At 48.4% G+C, this 13373-nt stretch carries 17 protein-coding genes; 3 read left to right on the top strand and 14 right to left on the bottom strand.

Annotated elements, in window-relative coordinates:
* Positions 1-8 precede the first annotated feature (8 nt).
* Positions 9-476: a pentapeptide repeat-containing protein gene (locus tag QUA99_RS30370; protein WP_333244495.1), complete on the bottom strand. Its 468-nt coding sequence runs from the start codon at positions 474-476 to the stop codon at positions 9-11.
* Between the two features lie 56 nt (positions 477-532).
* On the bottom strand, positions 533-1480 hold the full coding sequence (gene pheA / locus QUA99_RS30365; protein ID WP_333244498.1) for a prephenate dehydratase: 948 nt from the start codon (positions 1478-1480) through the stop codon (positions 533-535).
* Positions 1481-1688: 208 nt separating this feature from the next.
* Between pheA and QUA99_RS30360 the strand changes: the two genes are divergently transcribed.
* The gene (locus QUA99_RS30360) at positions 1689-2267 is read left to right on the top strand and encodes a DUF1997 domain-containing protein (RefSeq protein ID WP_333244501.1); all 579 of its coding nucleotides are present in this window, start codon (positions 1689-1691) and stop codon (positions 2265-2267) included.
* A 143-nt stretch (positions 2268-2410) separates the two neighbouring features.
* On the opposite strand, the gene QUA99_RS30355 is transcribed toward QUA99_RS30360, so the two are convergent.
* The 6 genes from QUA99_RS30355 to pgl form a co-directional block, all read right to left on the bottom strand.
* Positions 2411-2869 carry an FHA domain-containing protein gene (locus QUA99_RS30355; RefSeq protein WP_333244504.1) on the bottom strand — a complete coding sequence of 153 codons (459 nt, stop codon included), beginning with the start codon at positions 2867-2869 and terminating at the stop codon, positions 2411-2413.
* On the bottom strand, positions 2866-3426 hold the full coding sequence (locus tag QUA99_RS30350) for a hypothetical protein (protein ID WP_333244506.1): 561 nt from the start codon (positions 3424-3426) through the stop codon (positions 2866-2868). The genes QUA99_RS30355 and QUA99_RS30350 overlap by 4 nt, the downstream gene beginning before the upstream one ends.
* 170 nt (positions 3427-3596) lie before the next feature.
* Positions 3597-4331: a PRC-barrel domain-containing protein gene (locus QUA99_RS30345; RefSeq protein WP_333244509.1), complete on the bottom strand. Its 735-nt coding sequence runs from the start codon at positions 4329-4331 to the stop codon at positions 3597-3599.
* 57 nt (positions 4332-4388) lie between these two features.
* The gene (locus tag QUA99_RS30340; protein WP_333244512.1) at positions 4389-4880 is read right to left on the bottom strand and encodes an FHA domain-containing protein; all 492 of its coding nucleotides are present in this window, start codon (positions 4878-4880) and stop codon (positions 4389-4391) included.
* Between the two features lie 82 nt (positions 4881-4962).
* On the bottom strand, positions 4963-5751 hold the full coding sequence (locus QUA99_RS30335; protein ID WP_333244515.1) for an FHA domain-containing protein: 789 nt from the start codon (positions 5749-5751) through the stop codon (positions 4963-4965).
* 205 nt (positions 5752-5956) lie between these two features.
* Positions 5957-6676, bottom strand: a complete 720-nt coding sequence (pgl, locus tag QUA99_RS30330) for a 6-phosphogluconolactonase (protein WP_333244517.1) — start codon at positions 6674-6676, stop codon at positions 5957-5959.
* Positions 6677-7003: 327 nt separating this feature from the next.
* Between pgl and QUA99_RS30325 the strand changes: the two genes are divergently transcribed.
* The gene (locus tag QUA99_RS30325) at positions 7004-8371 is read left to right on the top strand and encodes a hypothetical protein (protein ID WP_333244520.1); all 1368 of its coding nucleotides are present in this window, start codon (positions 7004-7006) and stop codon (positions 8369-8371) included.
* 104 nt (positions 8372-8475) lie between these two features.
* On the opposite strand, the gene QUA99_RS30320 is transcribed toward QUA99_RS30325, so the two are convergent.
* From QUA99_RS30320 to QUA99_RS30300, 5 genes are all read right to left on the bottom strand, one after another.
* On the bottom strand, positions 8476-9642 hold the full coding sequence (locus QUA99_RS30320) for an LptF/LptG family permease (protein WP_333244523.1): 1167 nt from the start codon (positions 9640-9642) through the stop codon (positions 8476-8478).
* 169 nt (positions 9643-9811) lie between these two features.
* Positions 9812-10540, bottom strand: a complete 729-nt coding sequence (lptB, locus tag QUA99_RS30315) for an LPS export ABC transporter ATP-binding protein (protein ID WP_333244526.1) — start codon at positions 10538-10540, stop codon at positions 9812-9814.
* 173 nt (positions 10541-10713) lie between these two features.
* Positions 10714-11184: an LptA/OstA family protein gene (locus tag QUA99_RS30310; RefSeq protein WP_333244529.1), complete on the bottom strand. Its 471-nt coding sequence runs from the start codon at positions 11182-11184 to the stop codon at positions 10714-10716.
* Between the two features lie 438 nt (positions 11185-11622).
* Positions 11623-12030: a DUF309 domain-containing protein gene (locus tag QUA99_RS30305; RefSeq protein ID WP_333244532.1), complete on the bottom strand. Its 408-nt coding sequence runs from the start codon at positions 12028-12030 to the stop codon at positions 11623-11625.
* 146 nt (positions 12031-12176) lie between these two features.
* Positions 12177-12539, bottom strand: coding sequence for a ferredoxin-thioredoxin reductase catalytic domain-containing protein (locus tag QUA99_RS30300; RefSeq protein ID WP_333244534.1), 363 nt, complete (start codon positions 12537-12539; stop codon positions 12177-12179).
* 385 nt (positions 12540-12924) lie between these two features.
* On the opposite strand from QUA99_RS30300, the gene QUA99_RS30295 reads away from it, so the two are divergent.
* Positions 12925-13167, top strand: a complete 243-nt coding sequence (locus QUA99_RS30295) for a hypothetical protein (RefSeq protein WP_333244537.1) — start codon at positions 12925-12927, stop codon at positions 13165-13167.
* Positions 13168-13178: 11 nt separating this feature from the next.
* Here the strand turns inward: QUA99_RS30295 and QUA99_RS30290 are convergent.
* On the bottom strand, positions 13179-13373 hold a 195-nt coding region (locus QUA99_RS30290; RefSeq protein ID WP_333244538.1), incomplete at its 5' end, for a hypothetical protein.

Raw genomic sequence — 13373 nt, 5'->3', positions numbered from 1 at the left:
ATTTCAGCCTAAAAGTGTTTGGCTTCCAAGTTTTCACAACTGATAAAGAAATCCGACCCACATCTGCGGAATGTGGGGTCCAAGCAAGCATCTATGAGGTTAGCTTCCATCAGGTTTGCGGCGTACAAGGATGCTCCGCTCAAATTAACACCAATCATTTTAGTGTCGCTCAAGTTGGCGTTTTTCAGGTTGGCCTCAATCATGTCAGCTCCTGTTAATCTGGCGAAAGTTAGATCGGCTCGGCTCAGGTTAGCTCCATTTAGTTTGGTCATCACCAGGCAAGCATTCTTGAGCTTGGCAGCTATTAAGTTTGCCCCCCTTAAGTTTGCCAAAGAAAAATTTATTTCTTTGAGATTCGCGCAGGCTAGATTAATATCAATCAGGAAAGCTTCTCGCAAAGAAGCCTCTTTCAAGTTGGTTTCATGAAAATTTCTTTCTCCGGCTGCATATCGCTTGAGAAGTTCATCAGCATTCATCTTGCCAGCCTCCTAAGTTTTACCGAAAATGATATTACTGTCAGTAATAAAAAAAATTATATTACTGACAGTACACTGTAGCAGCCAAAGATTTTTAAAGTTTCTGTGTGATTTTTTAACTCTTCGAGTGCCGATAGAACAAATCCTTGGCAGGCGTTAGCCTCAACGTCCATAAAGAAAATATATTCTCCGAGCGATCTTTTAGTCGGTCTAGATTCAATCCGACTTAAATTAATACCGCGACTGGCAAATACTTGCAAAGGTTTTACCAGTGCTCCCGGCATATTGGCAGGCACGCTAAAAGCTAGTGAGGTATGGGTGCAATTAGACGGTGAAGCATCAAGGATCAACTTAGGAGCAGATTGTGTAATGGATTTAATGGATGAGCGCTCCCCTGGTTCTACGTTGGCGATTTCTCCCCCACTCCTGCTGAGTACCCAAAAGCGAGTGTAATTATCGGGATAATCATTAATGGGGTGAGCTAACACTGGCAAATGGTAAAGTTCAGCAGCTCTTGGCGAAGATATCGCTGCTACATTTCTATCTTCCAGATATTGCAATGCTTCCGTGGTTGAATTGGCCGGAATCAATTGAGCTGAGGGAATAAACTGCCCCAACCATAATTGACACTGAGCTAGGGCTTGCGGGTGAGAGTAAACTTTTTGAATCTCGTTAAAATTTTTAGCATGAGACACCAGCGCGTGGGAAATTGGCAAAACTAAGGCGTGTTGAATGCGGAGTCGATCGAGCCGCCACAGTGTATCTAAGGTGACAGTCACGCTGCCTTCGATCGAATTTTCGACTGGCACAACTGAACAGTCAACCTGCCCTACGGCAGATGCCTCTAGCGCTTGAGAAATGGTGGAATAAGGACACAGGGTGCATTCCAAGTTAGTTTCCAGGCTCAACCAATTGACATAAGCTAGAGCGGCTGTTTCTGCATTTGTACCGACAGGGCCCAGATGTGCGATCCTCTTCGAGGGCTTCGCTAACGAAATTTTCATTTAGAGGCAATTTTAGGTTACAAAAGTTTGCTTTACTCTCATCAGCTAGCAAGTATGATGAAAAATTAGCGATGTCCCGAAAGCTTTTATCCGTGATTTCTCGGATGACATTGCTGGGTGCGCGACTTAGTGCACGACTTATATCACCTTAAAAAAGGTGATACTTTATTAAGATATGCTTAGGAATCCTATATTTTGATATCTTCTCATGTATACCCGCTTTAATGCTTCCCAATCCGTTGAGCTCGCCGTACCAGAGGAACGGGTGCCCATTCAACATTATCTGCGCCAGCCGAGGCGACTGGTGAACGCTCTGGTCGATCGAAGTCGCACAGAGCAGCTAAGCGATGAGTGTTTCCGCCTGAAAATGCGGTCGTTACAATTTATGATGCTGAGCATTCAACCCACGGTAGACATGAGGGTGTGGGCGCAGCCGGACGGCACAATCAATTTGGAGTCCGTCGCCTGCGAAATTCGCGGCGTGGGTTATATCAACGATCGCTTCGCTCTCAATCTCAAAGGACAGCTTTGTGTGCAGCAAAGCAGCGGGGTAGCATACTTGAAGGGAAAAGCGGATTTGGAAGTGCAAGTAGAATTACCGCCACCGTTTTGGCTGACGCCCAAACCAATTTTAGAAGCAACGGGCAACGGTTTACTCAAGAGCGTACTCCTAAGCGTAAAACAGCGGTTGATGCACCAGTTGCTCTTAGATTACCGCCGGTGGGCAAGCAGCGAAACAGAGATCGTATCGAGCGATATCCCCCAAATCTTATCTGTAGAAGGGTGATGTCCTATCTATAGAAGCTGTTCATTAATTTATAGTCATATTTGGACAACAATCAGCGGAATTGTCCAGATAATTAGTTAGACCCTCAAATTGCGCACCCTGAACTGTGTTTGATTTAGCTGGCAGGCATAGATAGCGGCCGGTCAGTCAAAATCGATTTGAGTGAGCCCTCCATATTCATCGTCTTCGATGATTCCCACACCCCGAGACCAAGCTGTTGACCTGTCTTTTGAAACTGCGTCCTTGTGGCCGGGGAGTTCACGCTGTGGTACCCTCGTTTTTTTTCCAGATTCCACATTCGTCGCGCCCACCCGAATCCGGATTTTTGGCCCGGAATTGCCCAAGCGAATGGTCATCCCGTCGGCTACTGACATCTGAGCGATCGGCCTATCATCGACATAAGTGCCGTTAGCACCAAAATTAATAATTTTCCAGCCGGAAGCGTGATTCCACAGCTCTACGTGGTGGCGGGAAACAACAGCGCTGTAAATAATTACATCATTGTCGTTCGATCGACCGATCCGAACCACAGATTCGGATTCAAAACACCAACTTTGAACCGGAACAGACTGGATAGGATGTAACAGAGTTAAAGTAATCACTGATGTTTTGACACTCCACCGCCAGACAGAAACGGGGATGCTTCCAGATAGATTCTGGCGCATAAAAGCGCAAAAAATTTGATTCTTAAAGGTGTTGTCCGTGCGCCGCTATTCCCTCGCTGTGCGGTAAAAGTTGAACTTGTGGCTGCTTGAGGCATCTGAACAAACTTTTGAGCGTTAGTTTTTGGCACCGCCACAAATTTTTTCAGTCCTCGGTAACAACCAAACACGATGGTATTAATCTGGTGAACTTGGCAGTGATTGACAGCGGTGGGAACCTCTTGATTAATGGGGTCTGGGATGGAGCGATGGCGCCGGTGGGCGAGGCGCTCAATTCGATCGGCCCAATAACCATTTTTTCCCTGCTCAACCAGAGAATTCAACTCAGACAAGCGCTTGTTGCACCGCTGATTTGAGTTATCGAGCGGGCGACAGTCAACGATCGGGGAATCGCTGTTGGCGGAGACAGAAGTTAAGCAATTATTAATGCTGGGGTCTCTAGATAAAATACTTGTGGGTTGTATCAAACAGCATCGGTCTTTTTGAGTTGCTAGCATTTTCCTTTTTGATGCGATACCTCTAAAATACAATGCTTTGAGCAGCACTGGAATTTTGAGCCAGAACGCCTCAATCTCTCACACGGAAAATACAGATCGACCTTCCTCGGGCGCGCCACCCCCAAAATGCGATCGGCAATTAGTTGCAGGGCGATCGGGAAGGCCAAACTTCAGCTCAAATCCGACTCGGGCGGCTCCGGCGCAGGCTTGGGCGCAGATTCATGCCTTTGCCGCTTCAAGTCTGCAACTTTTTCTTGAGCTACATCCCTGACTTCGAGAGCTTTATCTTGGAATTTTTCCGCCAGACTTTGAGCGCCCCGCTTCACGCCTGCCACATTTTTGAGAGTTCTGTCGAAATCTTCGTGTAAAAACTCTGCTACCAGACCGACTTTTTTGTGCAATCCCTCCGCGTACTGCACGGGCTCCGATACCGCAGCTTCAGAGACGATCGCCCGCTTGCTGCCGATGGTCGAAATAGCGGCCACAGGTAGCAAGTAAATCCCGTCTAAAACGCCGCGCCAGCCGCTCGATTTGAACAGGTAGTGGATCACGGTACCCGTCCGGACATCAAATAGGTAGTCAACTACCGTACCTGCCTTATTCCCAGCGTCCGTGAGCACCTCAAGCCCGATCGGACAAACAGCTTGTTCCGGCTGATGCAATTCCGGCAGTTCCGGGTTAATGCTGACAAAAACATTTTCGCCCACAGTATCAACTTGCGCCCAAGCGAACCAAGTTTTTTTGCTGCCCAAAAGTCCCGACTTGCAAGTAAAGCCGATCGCCCGCTGGGAGTGAGCGTCGAGCCAAAGCCGATCTACCCTGCCGACCTCTTCCGCCGTTCTGCGGTCGATCGTGCGACGGTTGAGCAGTTCGCTGCGCCTAACAATGTGTTGTGATGTACTCATAAATAAACTCCTGAGTGCCGCGACCGTGAAAAATTTCGATCGTCCAAAGAGGCCGATTTAATATTCTTCTTCCGAATAATGGCGATTGTTATCTGCCTCCGTTAACTCGTCCTCTTCCCTGGAAGTGCCAACTTCTTTGTGGTCGGGAACAGGAATCGTGCTAATGTGTGCGCCGCCCGAGGGAGCGTGAATTTCCTTAGCATCCCTTGGCTTGACGCTAAGAAGTCCTAACTGCACTGAGGACTGATTCGGGCCGACATTGATTTGAATTTTCGGGCCCGATCGAGCCAAGTGAACGATCAGACCGTCCACCACCGGAACCTTAGCGATCGGCTTACCATCGAGGTAAGTGCCGTTGGTACCTAAATTGATCAGTTCCCAAGTTATGCCGCTGCGTCGCAATTCGATGTGGCGACGAGAAACCACAGCGCTAAAAAGAACGACGTGGTTTTCGGTCGAGCGCCCGATCCGGACGACCTGCTCGTCTTCAAAGATCCAACTGCGGACGGGTATAGACTGGAGTGGATGTAGCAAGGTCAGCTTAATCACATTGGCAGCATTGAGTTTTGGTAGAGCGGCTCAAGATGCGATTTTAGATTTTAGACTTTCGATCGCCCAATCCAAACTCGATCTAAGAGATTTGAAATAAAAACGTAACCAGGTCTCCTTTGCCCAGCGAGATGCGGTCTCCCGGTCGCAACCGGTGCCGGTTTCCCTTGGGCAGGGGAGTATTGTTGACGTAAGTACCGTTGGAACTGCCTACATCTTCTAGGTAGCAAGCATCTCCCTCCACCCGGAGATTTGCGTGTACCCGAGAAACTATCTCAGAATTAGCAAATCCGGAAACATCAATATCCGGCGGCACTAAGTCATTTGGCTTGCCTATGTGAACCACAGACAGACTGTGAGGCAATTCCATCGGCGTATTTGTCTGAACGTGCAGCAGGCGCGCCGACTGCTGTTGCAGTTGAGTTTTAGCTACACCTGGCTGTGGGCCCGGAACCGGGGGAGAGGTATTTACTGGTATTGCTACTGATTCAGTTGTAACAGGAACCGAGGGCAAAGGCGGGGGTTCTGGAATCGCAGGAATGCTGGCGGGAGTTTTTTCCAAGTTAGGCCCATTATTTAGGCTAACTAGAGGTTCCATTGCCATCAGGGGTTCGCTGGGCGGTAAATCCGGCATCGGTGACGATACCACTGTGGGGCCCACAGGCGAGGGGGACGGTACTGTCACCTCAACTTCTGGAACTATGGAACCCTGGCGCAAGTTAAAGCCGCACTGACCGCAAAATGCTGCATCTGTCTGAACAGCAGCACCGCAGTTCGAGCAACTTGCGGTAACAGGTAAAGGCGTGTAGCAAGCCTCACACTGGCTGGCCCCGTCGGGGTTCTGGTGATTGCAATTGGGACAGACAATCATCGATTTCTCCTTGCTATCGGCCAGATTTTCAAATCAGCCTCATAAAAATAGTCGTGTATATGGTCAAATTTTAACTTTAACCGCCACAATTCTTATATTGCTTCGCTAATACTAGCAACTGAGCTGGCGCCGTGAGGTTGGCGGTGATGGGGAAGATTGAGTTAGCGATACTGATGACTGTGTTGGCAGTGGGCGGATATATTTGCTATTTTACGGAGGAGCCAGCAGCCGCATCGAGCAGCCACCAAAGTTCCCCCTCTGGTTGAACGAGTCTGGCTGGATAGGTCATTTCATCGGCGGCGGGGGCAAAAATTTGAGCTAGGGCGGGTTGTTTGCTGGCTCCTGCAACCATGAAGAGAACGCACCGGGCGCGGTTGATTAAGGGGACTGTAAAGGTGATGCGGGGTTGACCGTCTTTGTTGCCGACAGTTACTAGGGCGTCGCGGACTTGCAAGGCTGCTGTGCCGGGAAATAGAGAGGCTGTGTGGGCGTCATCCCCTATGCCCAAGAGAATGATGTCGAAAGCAGGAAACTCGCCCTCGGATACTTTGAAGAACTGCTGCAATTCGGTTTGGTGCGCCGAGGCGTCGGCTGCGGGGTCGCCCGCACCTGTGGGCATGGGGTGGATATTGCTGGCGGGCATATTTACTCGATCGAGCCACGCGAGGCGCGCCATTTTTTGATTGCTGTCCGGGTGTTCAGGCGGAACGTAGCGTTCGTCGCCCCAGAAAACGTGAATTTTGTCCCACGGCAAGTCTTGGCCCGAGAGCGCTCTGTAGAGCGGTTCGGGTGTGCTTCCGCCGGCTAAGGCGATCGTACACAGTCCGCGTTCTGCTATAGCTGCTGGGATTTTCGACAGGACAATCCCCAGCGATCGATCTATTAATTCTTCCCGATTTGCTAATACTTCTACTACTTTTTTCATCTATTTTCTCTCCACTTTTCTTGGGTGTTGTTCTCAGCAATTGCCAATTTTGCCTTGACATTTTGCTTGCAGGTCGATCGGCTGACAAGTCCGGCAGGCCGGGCACGGAGTCCCGTCAGATTTTATCATCTTATGCCCCTTAATTTGACGCCAGCAACACATATTTCTACCCCTGCTTGATAGAGCTTCACCTGTTGCATAGATATTTCGCAACTTTCAATCAATAGTCCGATCGCCATTACCCCGGGACAGCAAAAATAATCAAGATTGATGTGGTAGACTAGGAAAAATAGTTTTAAGTCCGCACGCTCGGATGGAAGGAAAACTATGTCAAGTTTTAAGCGATTCCCTACATCTGTCCGCTATCTAATAGCGCGGTTGCGCCACTGGACGCAACCGGCGGTTTTGGCTCCGCTAGCCGTGCTGTCTGCCGGGGGGTTATTTATCTGGGAGGTATCCGTAAATCCAGAGAGGTTGAGCATAGATGGCAAAGAAGTAGCAGCCTCAAACAATCCAGCTTCGCTCTCGGGGCTGTCTGCTGAAGATAGCGCCATTGCGGCTGAAATCGACAGCTTACCGGTGCTAGTCAATCAGTTCAATCGCTCTAATTCAGAGTTCGGCTTGTTAAATTCATCAGCAGTCAAAAACAAAGGTTTATTCGACGAAATTCGCACTCGGGGCTTAGAAATTCCTCAGCCATCTTCAGCCCCCAAGCCGGTAGCAAACAGCAGATTTTTGCCCTTGCCAAATTTAGCAAATCCTGCTGTCCGGGCTGCAAGCAATAACCCGCAAACTTCCAGTTTGCCAAGTTCAAACGCGACATCAACTTTGAGTTTATCTGGCAGTGGGGGACTGATTTCCGGGATAAAAACCATTGAGCCTGAGTCTGGCGGTACAGCTACAGCACCTTTATCGCAGGCGTCGAGTGGTGCTAATTCAGGCAAACAAAACGAAAATTCTCTGCCTTTGAGTCCGCTGCAAGCAGCTATGAAAAAATACGTCGTTGCTAACACTGCGGCAACGGCGGCTGCGGCTCAGAAAACAGCAGAATCGGCTAAATTGCTCGATCGACCGGCTTCCGATCCGGCGGCATCAAATCCGGCAAATTTGCTTCCAACAGCCGCTACAGCTCAAGCTGGAGCAAATTCTGTGAATGTTCCCGCAGCACTTCCCCCACTTCCGGCTCCGAAAAATACTGCGATCGACGAATCTCAACAATTCTTAAACCCGGCAGCTACAGTCCCAGAATCATTTTCCGGGTTAAATTCCAGAGTACCCAGCCTCCCGGAAATTACTGCAAGCCCTCCGACTGTGGCTTTGCCCAAAAATCCCTACCAAACTAATTTATCTGGCTCAGACTCCGCACCTGAAGTTAAACCTGCGGCAATTCCAGTAGCCACACCTTCGCCAATACCTCTACTTCCCAATGTCGGACAGTCCCCTGGGACGACTGTTCTCGGGGGAAGCAAGATAATTAGCCCTCAATTCTCTCCCAATGCAGCGAATTCTGAATTTAAACTATCTCAACCGAGTCAGCTTAACTTACCGCCGGAGCAGCCTAACTTTGGAGTTGTTCCCCAAAACACAAATCAGGGCGTGCAGCCCATTCAACCTCAATCTTTTGCTACACCCCGCTCGCTGCCTCCGGGACGCTACATTGGCGGCGGCGAAATCAATACTTTTGCTAATCCTTAAATGAAGGAAGTTCGGCAACGAAAACGATATTAGCAATTCCCAATACTGCGGATACGCGAGTGTAAAATTTCCCAATTCCGCATTCCCAATCTTATTGGTAAAACTTACCTAGAGGCGGCCCGCACCAACAATAATCCCCCGATTCCCAACCCAAACACGATCGGCAACCAAGCCGACAGAATCGGAGTCAAAACAGCTTTCACGCCCATAGAACTGGTGATGAAAGAAAATACGTAGTAAGTAAAAATCACAACTACGCTAATACCAAAACTCGTTCCTCTGCCGGAGCGGCGGGGTTGAGTTCCCAAAGCTGCTCCCACTAAACCAAATACCATGCACACGAAAGGAAAAGCATATTTTTCTTGAATTCGCACCTTTAATTTGCGAATTTGCGGTTCGTCGCCACTGTTTTTAAGGATATCCAAACGCTCTAAAGCTTGGGCAATGTTCATTTCCTTAAAATCCCGCGCTCTCGCAGCTAAATCTAAGGGCGTGCGGGGGAGTTGCAATTGCTGGTGTTGAAACCTAACTATATTGCGGTAAGAGCCATCAGGAGCTACTAGATAAGCGGTTCCGTTGAAAAAATCCCAGGTATTTTCTGAGGGATTCCAAGTAGCGGATTCTGAAGAAACTATTTGATTGAGGCCTGGGGTGGAGCGATCGATAATTGTTAAACCTTTCATTTGCTGACCGTCAAATTGTTCTGCATAAAAAAAGCGGGCTAGGGTTTCGTCGCCGCCTTTTTCTGGTTTGCGAAATTCTGTGTAGATAATATTTCTATCTTGAAATATCGGTTTTTCTCGCTTCAGGGCTCTGTCTAAAGTCAGAGTAGCTCTGTAGCTGGCGGCGGGTACGACTAACTCTTGCAAAGCAAAGGTGAAGCCCGCAACAATTAAACTCATGATCACAGCAGGCAGTATCAATCGGTAAACGCTAACTCCGCAACTGCGGAGGGCGATGAGTTCGCTGTCGCTGGACATTCGGCTGTAAGCCATTAAGGTTGCTAGCAGCATTGACATGGGGAAAGCCAATACTACGAAGTAGGGGATTTGCAGGAGAAAAATTTCTATGGCTGCGCCGTAGGGGAGGCCGGATTCTGCTACTCTGCGGACTAATTCAAATAAGGCTCCAACTGTGACGGCGACGGATGTAAAGAGTCCGACGCCAAATAAAAATGGGCCGATTAGTTCTTTGGTAATGTACCAGTCCATTACGGAAATTCTCGGCAGCCAGTTGATGGGATTCAAAGAATTGGATCTTGCTATTTTCATAGTTTGGGGTTTTTGCAGTTGGCTCCTCAATCTAAAATTGAAATTTCTGTATTGTGTTTTTATAGGGAGGAGGGCGGGTTTATAGATATCTGGGCTGGGATATTTATATCTAGGCGAACCCGCCCCTACGGCATCTATCCGGCGCCCCCTTGGCAGTTGCTATAAAAGACTATCGCACGAAGTTGTCACCTAAGTAATACTGTCGCACTAAAGGGTTGCTGTAGAGTTCTTCTTCCGCCCCGGAGGCTAAAATTTGACCGTCTCGCATGATGTAGGCTCGATCGGTAATTTCGAGGGTTTCTCGGACGTTGTGATCGGTGATGAGGATGCCGATTTTACGATCGCGCAGTTTGGCAATAATCGTTTGAATTTCGTCTACGGCGATCGGATCGACGCCTGCAAACGGTTCGTCTAAAAATAGGAACATCGGGCCGTCTCGCCCTGCGGCTAATGCTCTGGCCAGTTCAGTCCGCCGCCTTTCTCCCCCGGAGATTTGAATTCCCAAACTGGATGCTATTTTTTCTAAGCGAAATTCTTGCAATAGGAAATCGACTCGATCGCGCCATTCCCAGCGCGGCACTTGAGTTTGTTCTAGGACTAATAAAATGTTGTCGCGCACGCTCATGTTCCGAAAAATGCTTGCTTCTTGAGCGAGATAGCCTATTCCCAAATGCGCTCGCTGGTGCATCGGCAATTTAGTGATATTTAAATCGTTGAGCCAAACAGTTCCTTGATTGGGTTTTTCTAATCCGGTTGCTATGTAAAACGTTGTGGTTTTGCCTGCCCCGTTGGGGCCGAGCAGTCCTACTATTTCTCCTTGGGCTACCGAAAGGTTGACGCGACTGACTACATTGCGTTTTCCGTAGGATTTGTGAATATTTTCTAGTACAATTTTCATTTTCGCTCCCGGCAACGTCTACAAGCTAAATTTCAGACTGCGGCTTTGTGCGATCGAGTCTCTAATTTAAATTTTACCTTTTCAAGTTTGTGAGTTTTATAAAGACGAAATTTCGCATCTATCCCAAGTAGTATGTTTTGGCTGAGGCGAAATTTCGCTGCTGCGAGCCGCTGTTACCGGGGGGCTGTAGTTGGACGTTGGGGGCCCACTGCATTTTGGGCTGCCGCATCTTGTTCCGGGGCAACCAGATAGACAGATTCTACCTGTCCTGGCTTGTCTGGCAGGGCAATAAAGCGCCCTTCGTCAATGAGGTATGTTATGGTTTCGCCGCGCAGGCTGTTGCCCTGCTGCAATACGTAAACATCTCCGCTGAGAATGATCCGGCGCTCGCGGCTGAAATATTGAGCTTGAGCCGCAGTTGCTTGTATTTGGCGGGCTGGATAGTTGATTTGGACGTTCCCCCTGGCTGTCACGATGCCGGTTTTGGAGTCGGCTTCTTGAATGTCCGATCGCACGCTGAGAGTGCGCGGCGGCCCGGCTTGCGGGTAGGTGGGAGAGGCGATCGCGCCTGCCAGAGTGAGGGGCAACAGCAGCGATAATCCTTTGAATATTCGGGAATAGAGTAGTTTAGCGGAGGGCGTCATAAGCTTGGAGCCTCAAAATTTGTGAAATTGCTCAACGGCATTACCTCCAGTTTTGACACTGACAGATAAGCTACCGGCAGCATTTAACTTGCCTGTTGAGACTGAGTAAAGGTCGCCGGACACGGCATCTACATTTTTCTCTCTGGAGATTAGATGCACGACAGCTTATCAGTTAGGTATTTTATTTTAACGGCCAGAAAGGTTCTCGTGAGGATAATTGATTGACCCGAGAGTCTCAATCAATTATCCTAGCAAGACAACAGCCAATAAAATTGGCTGTTTTGCTCAGTGGCTGGAACTGTCTTGACCCGGAACGGGCAAGATGCTCGTTCCAGAGCAAATCAATCTGCTTGTGGAGCAGGCAACAAAGCCTGGTCTCCTCTGTGTAGAGGCAAAGTCTGCTGCACACCCCAATACAAACATTTATTTAACCTTTATTTAACTTTTTGGTACTTTGATAATTCGCGGCAATTGCAAGCCTGCAACTTCTGTACCTGCGAACAAGGGTACAAATTTAGCTACTTCTTCTGGCCCGGCTTGTTGCAAAGCGCTCAAAAGTTTAGCACTTTGTCCGAGCAAGTCTTCAACCGAAATTCCGGCATAAGTCTGCTGATAATAACTGAGCCGATTTATTCCTTCTCCCAGCAAGATTACTGCACCGCGCCAGTTTTGATTTGCTAAGTGATAAAGCGCGACCGCAATTTGCAATATTCCTTGATAAAATCTTTTTTCCGGCTCGCCTGCTTCCATCCACAAAGCCTCGAAAGTATCGTGACAAGCGTAAAATTCTTGGCTGTTAAACTGTTCGATACCTTGCCAAAAGTCGAGCGGAATTTCCTCTATCATTCGATTGCAGATTGGGGATTTTTGATTGAGGGCGTGTGTTTGAGTAGGCGGCGATCGGTTTTTTTTAATAGCTAAGTCTTAAAAAGAGGAAAAATAACGACCTGTTTTCCAAACTGCTGCCATTTCACGACCGCCTACTTAACCGATTACATAGTGTCTCTGACAGCTTGAATCTGATCCATTCCAATTTCCTGCTTAGTTCCAGCGAAATCGTTATCTGGCGTCAGAAATAACATACAGTGACACTCTTTGCGCTCGCGCATGGGAATGCAGGGACAGTTCCAGTAGGCGGCTTTGACTTCGGCTTCTTTATCTTCGTAGTGGCGACAAGGGCATAAGGGAGCACCTAGTTCGTCCTTGTGCTTTGCTAGTCCTTCTATCACGACAGCAGTGACGGAAGGCTCCGAACAAAAGTAAGTTCCCGTGCGCTTGGCGTAGGTTTCGGAGAAATTCTTCATCGCCTCCAAAGTTTTTTGATTGGAGAGTTTAGACTTTTCTGTTGTGTTCATAGTTAAGGATCGGAGTTGAGGATGCTACGAGCTTTTGACAATTGTACCGCAGAATGTGATTTTAAACACTTGATATTTCTGTTTACTTACAAAGAGGAAAACCTTGAAAAAAATTGAGTGTTAGGTGGTCGATTTTTTAGTGATGTTTGTCTATCCCGGACGGTTCGGGAAATTGGCGGCAGACCCGGTTTTTGGAGCTGCCAAAAGACTTCGACAGTCGATCGCCCTCAAAAATCGTCCCCCAAAGGGGATAAAAATCGGATAAAATAGCACGGCGCTGTCGGTGTTAGCGGCATTTTATGGCAACCTCCCTTACCGCACCCGCAGCAAAAAATCTGCTTCCTCAGGGCTGATTTGACCCGCTAACACCGAGTTAGTCGGATTAGTGTCAAAATTGACCCCTCGCACTGCTAGCTATCTGTACCTGCTGTCTGTTAGAGGTTTGCACGCTTGGTTTTTAGGTCAACTACAGCAAACTGACCCGGATTTATCGCAACTTTTGCCCGATGAACAGTCAGAAACAGCGTTTGCTATTTCGGGATTAGAAGGTGATTTGCTCCCGGGCGGCAAAGAATTTCAGCTTTTGGGCGATCGAATTTATCGCTGGTACGTAACAGGACTTTCTTAGTTTTGTGACTCCTACAATTTTTCGTAGCAAAGACAATCATTTCCCTTTGCCAGTTCCCGAATAAGTTTTTTACACAGTCTTGGTCTAAGCTGTTGGGCATTTAAATTGAAGGTTCGGGGCGGGCTAGAACCCACATTCCGCACCCCCAACTGGCACATACACGCAGTGAGGGGGTAAAAGTGAATCGTCAGAGACCAAGCGCGAGT

It is taken from the genome of Microcoleus sp. F10-B2, from assembly GCF_036704965.1.
In the GTDB taxonomy this organism is placed as follows: Bacteria; Cyanobacteriota; Cyanobacteriia; order Cyanobacteriales; family Microcoleaceae; genus Microcoleus.
This window is presented reverse-complemented; position numbering and strand designations above follow the sequence as displayed.

Excerpts from the sequence above, each read along its gene's own strand:
- QUA99_RS30370 (WP_333244495.1), bottom strand. The coding sequence starts at position 476 with ATGAATGCTGATGAACTTCTCAAGCGATATGCAGCCGGAGAAAGAAAT.
- pheA (WP_333244498.1), bottom strand. The coding sequence starts at position 1,480 with ATGAAAATTTCGTTAGCGAAGCCCTCGAAGAGGATCGCACATCTGGGC.
- QUA99_RS30360 (WP_333244501.1), top strand. The coding sequence starts at position 1,689 with ATGTATACCCGCTTTAATGCTTCCCAATCCGTTGAGCTCGCCGTACCA.
- QUA99_RS30350 (WP_333244506.1), bottom strand. The coding sequence starts at position 3,426 with ATGCTAGCAACTCAAAAAGACCGATGCTGTTTGATACAACCCACAAGT.
- QUA99_RS30345 (WP_333244509.1), bottom strand. The coding sequence starts at position 4,331 with ATGAGTACATCACAACACATTGTTAGGCGCAGCGAACTGCTCAACCGT.
- QUA99_RS30335 (WP_333244515.1), bottom strand. The coding sequence starts at position 5,751 with ATGATTGTCTGTCCCAATTGCAATCACCAGAACCCCGACGGGGCCAGC.
- pgl (WP_333244517.1), bottom strand. The coding sequence starts at position 6,676 with ATGAAAAAAGTAGTAGAAGTATTAGCAAATCGGGAAGAATTAATAGAT.
- QUA99_RS30325 (WP_333244520.1), top strand. The coding sequence starts at position 7,004 with ATGTCAAGTTTTAAGCGATTCCCTACATCTGTCCGCTATCTAATAGCG.
- QUA99_RS30320 (WP_333244523.1), bottom strand. The coding sequence starts at position 9,642 with ATGAAAATAGCAAGATCCAATTCTTTGAATCCCATCAACTGGCTGCCG.
- lptB (WP_333244526.1), bottom strand. The coding sequence starts at position 10,540 with ATGAAAATTGTACTAGAAAATATTCACAAATCCTACGGAAAACGCAAT.
- QUA99_RS30310 (WP_333244529.1), bottom strand. The coding sequence starts at position 11,184 with ATGACGCCCTCCGCTAAACTACTCTATTCCCGAATATTCAAAGGATTA.
- QUA99_RS30305 (WP_333244532.1), bottom strand. The coding sequence starts at position 12,030 with ATGATAGAGGAAATTCCGCTCGACTTTTGGCAAGGTATCGAACAGTTT.
- QUA99_RS30300 (WP_333244534.1), bottom strand. The coding sequence starts at position 12,539 with ATGAACACAACAGAAAAGTCTAAACTCTCCAATCAAAAAACTTTGGAG.